General features: G+C 44.2%; 5 protein-coding genes. All 5 read right to left on the bottom strand.

Features of this window, described 5'->3' with window-relative positions; genetic code table 11:
• Positions 1-42 precede the first annotated feature (42 nt).
• Complete coding sequence (locus B9T16_RS24900) at positions 43-1,524, bottom strand: DEAD/DEAH box helicase (protein ID WP_006616352.1); 1,482 nt, start codon at positions 1,522-1,524, stop codon at positions 43-45.
• Between the two features lie 58 nt (positions 1,525-1,582).
• A complete protein-coding gene (locus B9T16_RS24905; protein WP_006616351.1) occupies positions 1,583-1,957 on the bottom strand; it encodes a YccF domain-containing protein in 375 nt (124 codons plus the stop codon).
• Positions 1,958-1,981: 24 nt separating this feature from the next.
• Positions 1,982-2,602: a tetratricopeptide repeat protein gene (locus B9T16_RS24910; protein WP_006616350.1), complete on the bottom strand. Its 621-nt coding sequence runs from the start codon at positions 2,600-2,602 to the stop codon at positions 1,982-1,984.
• A gap of 27 nt (positions 2,603-2,629) precedes the next feature.
• Positions 2,630-3,712, bottom strand: coding sequence for an ATP-dependent 6-phosphofructokinase (locus B9T16_RS24915; RefSeq protein WP_006616349.1), 1,083 nt, complete (start codon positions 3,710-3,712; stop codon positions 2,630-2,632).
• Between the two features lie 702 nt (positions 3,713-4,414).
• Positions 4,415-5,684 (bottom strand): FGGY-family carbohydrate kinase (locus B9T16_RS24920; RefSeq protein ID WP_410246026.1); only part of this gene is annotated, 1,270 nt, incomplete at its 5' end.

Here is a 5,684-nt window from a genome sequence, read left to right on the forward strand (position 1 = left end):
TGGGGAATTGAGAATTGACACCAGAACCCGCCCCTACAATTATTAATTATCAATATCCCATTTTTCTGAAGATTCTGCCGCTTTGGGAGATGACGATCGCTCTATATCATATAATCCGGTAGGTGGCGAAATCTTGGGTTTTTCACGTTGGGGCTTTTGGTGACCCCGCCGCCTTTGGGAGGTCTGTTCTTCGCTGGTATTTTCAGTAATTACCTCATACAAAACCGCCCTTTTTCCCGTTTGGCTTCCCTTACGCAATACCCTTCCTAGGCGTTGGATATATTCCCGCTCCGACCCAGTACCTGATAAAATAATTGCAATTTTGGCATCGGGAACATCAACCCCTTCATTCAGAACATGGGAAGCCACCAGGGTTCGATAGTCTCCTTGGCGAAATTTATCCAGGATTTGATGACGTTCTTTCACAGGCGTTTGATGGGTGATAGCCGGGATTAAGAAATCTTGGGAAATTCGGTAAACCGTAGTATTATCTACTGTAAAAATTAGGGTTCTTTCCGGGTAATTTTGGCTGAGAATATCCCCTAATATCCGTAACTTTCCATCAGTACAAAGGGCGATTTCTTTAGCTTGACGATGGGCTAACATCGCCCGACGACCAGAAGCCGATCGCCCACTGACCATCACAAATTGTTTCCAACCGTCTAAACTACCTAGGCGGATATTTTGGCTTTTGAGAAAATCGTTTCTAACTTTAATTAACTCTTGATAGCGATCGCCTTCCGGTTCCGACAGTTTAACCTTAATCTGCACAATATCATGATCCGCTAAAGCCACCCCCGCTAATTGTTCCGGTGTGCGATGATAAACCGTCGGACCGATTAAATGGTTTAAATCACTGTGGCGACCGTCAGACCTATCTGGGGTCGCCGTTAGTCCTAGACGATAGGGGGCGATCGCATATTCTGCAATCACTCGATAGAAGTCTGTGGGGAGGTGGTGACATTCATCAAACACCAATAAACCATAGCGATTTCCCAGGGTTTCCGCCTGCAAGGTGGCTGAGTCGTATGTGGCGACCAAAATCGATGTTTTATCCCGTGAACCGCCCCCCAACAGCCCAATATCTGCCTCTGGGAAAGCAGCTACTAGATGAGCATACCACTGGTGCATTAAATCTAGGGTTGGCACTACCACTAGGGTACTACAGGCGATCGCTTCTATAGCTAATTGCGCCAGGTAGGTTTTTCCTGAAGCTGTCGGTAATACCACAACTCCCCTATTCCCGCCATTTTCCCAGGCGCTTAAAGCCTCTTGTTGATGCACATAAGGCGACATTTCTAGGCGGGAAACTAACTTTAAGGGATGGAAGATTTTCGCTTCGTCAATAAAATCTACTTTTTCCTCTTGTAAACACTTGATCAGAAAAGGGTAAGAAATCGCAGGTACACGAAACTTCTCGACCCGATCATCCCAAACTGCGTAATCAATCCAACCTCTACCTTTGGGGGGAGGATGCAAGGTTAATGTACCGCGTTCAAAGGTTAATTTAGGTGAGCGAGGCATGAATTATCTAAGAAGTAGCTGCTTTGGTTGATTACCATTAACCTCATTCGGGTTATCTTCAAATATCGCGAAATTCACGACCAAAGGGTAATAAAGCCATAGGGATGAGTTTAAAGTGTTGTTTAGCAAAAGGAATCCCAATGATGGTAATTGCTAAAATTAAACCATGCACTAAATGGGATAAGGCGATTTCCCAGCCAAAAAATATTACCCACACCACGTTAAAAATCATGGTTAACAGATTAGATGAATCCTGGGAAACTACGCTTTCTTTACCAAAAGGAGTCATGGTAGCAAACCCTAGTTTAATCGCTTGGATACCAAAGGGAATGCCGATAATGCTTAAACAAATAGTGATGCCACCAATAATGTAACCTAATCCAGATAAAAACCCTCCGAAAATTAACCAGATGATGTTTCCTAACAAAGTCATAGTTTCAGATTCCTAATTTCAATTTTATTGCCATCCTCTCAGTTGACAGTGAACTACAGACAGATCCCACATATAGTCATTGAGTTTATACTGAGTAGCTGCTTGGGTGATAAAATAACGCGATCGCTCCTGATCACCCGCCGCCTCATAATATAATCCCACATAAAGATGGGCGTAAAATCTACCCCCTTGTCCTAACCAGGTTCCCCTATTGAGCACTTCATCCGGGCTACAATTTCCCTGATATAGGCTGTAAACTTGTCCCATGATTGTCCGAGAATCACCTGAGACAGGCAATAAAGATATTCTAGCTGATTCTACCCCCTGTAATTTGGCCTGACAAAGATATCGCCATACTGTCTCCTCAACATCTTGGGAGTTCACAGTCAGATCAATCTCAAACTGCTCCGCACCTGCTTGGAACTGTTCCCCATAATAATACGATAAACCACGCTGCCACAGGTATGGTTTAATCCGGGGGTCTAAGGCTTCCGCTTGGTCGAAGTCCTTAATTGATTCGGCAATTTGACCAAGTTTGAAATACACCATCCCCCGGCGAATGTAAGCATCTGGATCTCTAGGGCGATCGCTTATTACTTCGTGCCAATGCTTGAGTTGATTTTCCAGTAAAATTTGACGATTCATTCCCACCCCAAAGCACCGCTTCTATTGTTAATCTCCTAAACAGATTCCCATACTGCGAGCTGTCTTTACTAGAATATCATTAGTATCAACACCCTTATACTGAGCGATCGCCTCCACAATGGGTACACTTTCCACATGACGGTTACGCCAAGTTACCATCTGGTCAAACTTACCATCTGCAATTAAGTCTACTGCTGCTACCCCAAAAGCTGATCCGATTAAACGTTCCACAGAAGAAGGAGTTCCCCCCCTTTGAATATGGCCTAAAACCGTCACTCTCGTTTCTGCACCACTAGCCTCGGAAATGCGATCGGCTAAATAATGACCAATACCACCCAGCCGAGATTGACCTAATTGATTAGTCGTCATCATCGTTTCTCCCGCACCAGTCCTCACCGCCTCCGCTACAATCACCAGACAGTAGTTTTTTCCCTGATGCTGCAAATCCTCAATTTTTTGACAAATACTATCCAGACTGTAGGGAATTTCTGGAATCAGAATTACATCCGCACCCCCCGCAATTCCCGCATGGAGAGCAATGTGTCCCGCATCCCTTCCCATAACTTCTAAAATCATGACCCGGCTATGGCTGGCCGCCGTGAAGTGCAACCTATCTAAGGCTTCGGTCGCGATATTCACAGCGGTATCAAATCCGATTGATAGATCGGTGCTACCAACATCATTATCTATGGTTTTCGGCACACCAACTAGGTTCAGATTTCCCTGAACTGCTAAACGCCTTAAAATTGCTAAACTACCATCCCCACCAATGCCAATCAGCGCATCTAATCCTAATTCATGATACCCGTCAATGATTTCTTGGGAGCGATCTTGCACACTACCATCGGCCATCGGAAAAGCAAAGGGATCTCCTTTATTGGTTGTCCCTAGAATTGTCCCCCCTGCTGTTAGAATTGGATCTACTTTTTCTATGGTTAACGGTGTCGCTGATGGAGGACGCATCATTAAGCCGTGGGTGGCTTGGCGTATCCCCATTACTTCCCAGCCATAAGTGCCCTGGGCTCGATATACCGCCGCCCGAATCACTGCATTTAATCCAGCACAGTCACCACCGCTGGTCAGAATCCCGATGCGCTTAGGTTTTGCCATACTTCTGATTATTTTGATATAGCCTCAAAACAGTTTATCAGTTTATCAGTTATTCGCTATCCGAAAGTTTGATTTTTTAATCAACTCGCGATCGCCCCCGGCTCAGGGGTTGACAGGGCGGCGACAATTGTTTATAATTAACATAGTAATGTTAAATAATCGAAATATTACCTTCTTTTTTAAAAATGTCACTATTCCCATTATCTAAAAGTATAGCGTCAACCTCCCCGCAAGTCAACCACCCCCACAAAAAAGGTCGATTTTTTAACATTTCTTAACAATTTGATTTTTTAATCAACTTGCGATCGCCCCCGGCTCAGGGGTTGACAGGGCGGCGACAATTGTTTATAATTAACATAGTAATGTTAAATAATCGAAATATTACCTTCTTTTTTAAAAATGTCACTATTCCCATTATCTAAAAGTATAGCGTCAACCTCCCCGCAAGTCAACCACCCCCACAAAAAAGGTCGATTTTTTAACATTTCTTAACAATTTGATTTTTTAATCAACTTGCGATCGCCCCCGGCTCAGGGGTTGACAGGGTGGCGGCAATTGTTTATAATTAACATAGTAATGTTAGATAATCGAAATATTACCTTCTTTTTTAAAAATGTCACTATTCCCATTATCTAAAAGTATAGCGTCAACCTCCCCGCAAGTCAACCACCCCCCAAAAAAGGTCGATTTTTTTAACATTTCTTAACAATTTGATTTTTTAATCAACTTCCCCCCCATAGCCAAACAGGCTGTTCCGTAGGCGGCTTGGGTGTGTGGAGAAGGGATTACAGGGACTTGGAGATGATGTTGGCGAATAGTAGTCCAGGTGGAATTTTGTGACCCACCGCCAGCAGTATAGACGCGCTGGAGAGGACTTGCGCCAAGGTTCTGTAAAAGTTGATAACCTTGAGACTCAATGCGAGCGATCGCATTTAGCAAGCCATGGAGAAATTCTACATCATTACTGGGGCGAGGTTCAAGACGGGGTAACAAATTGGGGTCATTGATAGGAAAGCGATCGCCCGGTTGCAATAGGGGATAATAATCTAGGTAACAGGGAATGTTAGGATTAATCTGGCGGCTGAGACTTTCCAATTKGCGATCGCTAAAAAAGTGTCGCAATAGGGCACCCCCCGTATTAGAAGCGCCGCCAGTCAGCCACAAATCACCAAACCTGTGGCTATAAATGCCATATTTAGCAACATTGATAGCCCTAGGACTTAACAGCTTTAACACCAGAGTTGAACCCAGGGAAGTGACAGCCTCCCCTGGGTAACTAGCGCCGGAGGCTATGAAAGCCGCAATACTATCTGTAGTTCCCGCTCTAATTATACAATCTCGGCGAAATCCAAAGCGATCGCTTAATTCTCCATTAATAGGGCTGATACAGGTTCCTGGGGTCAGAACTTGCGGCAATATCGGCCTAATTTTACCCTCCCATTGAATAGCCCTTAACAACCACGACTGATAGCAAAGATTCACCACATCATAGCCAAGTTTGAGACTATTATGATAGTCACTAATACCTAACTTATCATGTAATAAAAATCCTAGCCAGTCTCCTTGATGTAAAAAATATAACTTTCCCTTTGGCGGCGGCGTAAGATTTTCTTGCCACCAGAGTAATTTTACCAAGCTAGAGGTACTACTCAAAACCGGATGGTCTGGGGGAGCGATCGCTTTGAGTCTCTCCACAATAGCCCCATCACAACTATGATTATAAGCCATCGGTGCCGTGACTGGATTCCCCATCTMATCACATAATAACACTGTAGCAGAAGTGCCATTAATGGCGATCGCTCTAATCTGAGAACATAAATCTTTCGGAATTTGATTAAGTAACTCAAATAACCCATTTTTCCAGAGTTTCGGTGATTCCATAGTCACCAATGATTCCTTCCAGTTACAAACCCCCTCTGCATGAACCCCTCCATGGGTATCAATCACTACTGAACGAGCCCCAGAAGTACCA

The sequence above is a fragment of the Arthrospira sp. PCC 8006 genome, from assembly GCF_046480465.1.
Classification (GTDB): Bacteria; Cyanobacteriota; Cyanobacteriia; order Cyanobacteriales; family Microcoleaceae; genus Limnospira; species Limnospira platensis.

Bases quoted from the DNA above. Each gene is read 5' to 3' on its own strand.
- B9T16_RS24900 (WP_006616352.1), bottom strand. From the start codon at position 1,524: ATGCCTCGCTCACCTAAATTAACCTTTGAACGCGGTACATTAACCTTG.
- B9T16_RS24905 (WP_006616351.1), bottom strand. From the start codon at position 1,957: ATGACTTTGTTAGGAAACATCATCTGGTTAATTTTCGGAGGGTTTTTA.
- B9T16_RS24910 (WP_006616350.1), bottom strand. From the start codon at position 2,602: ATGAATCGTCAAATTTTACTGGAAAATCAACTCAAGCATTGGCACGAA.
- B9T16_RS24915 (WP_006616349.1), bottom strand. From the start codon at position 3,712: ATGGCAAAACCTAAGCGCATCGGGATTCTGACCAGCGGTGGTGACTGT.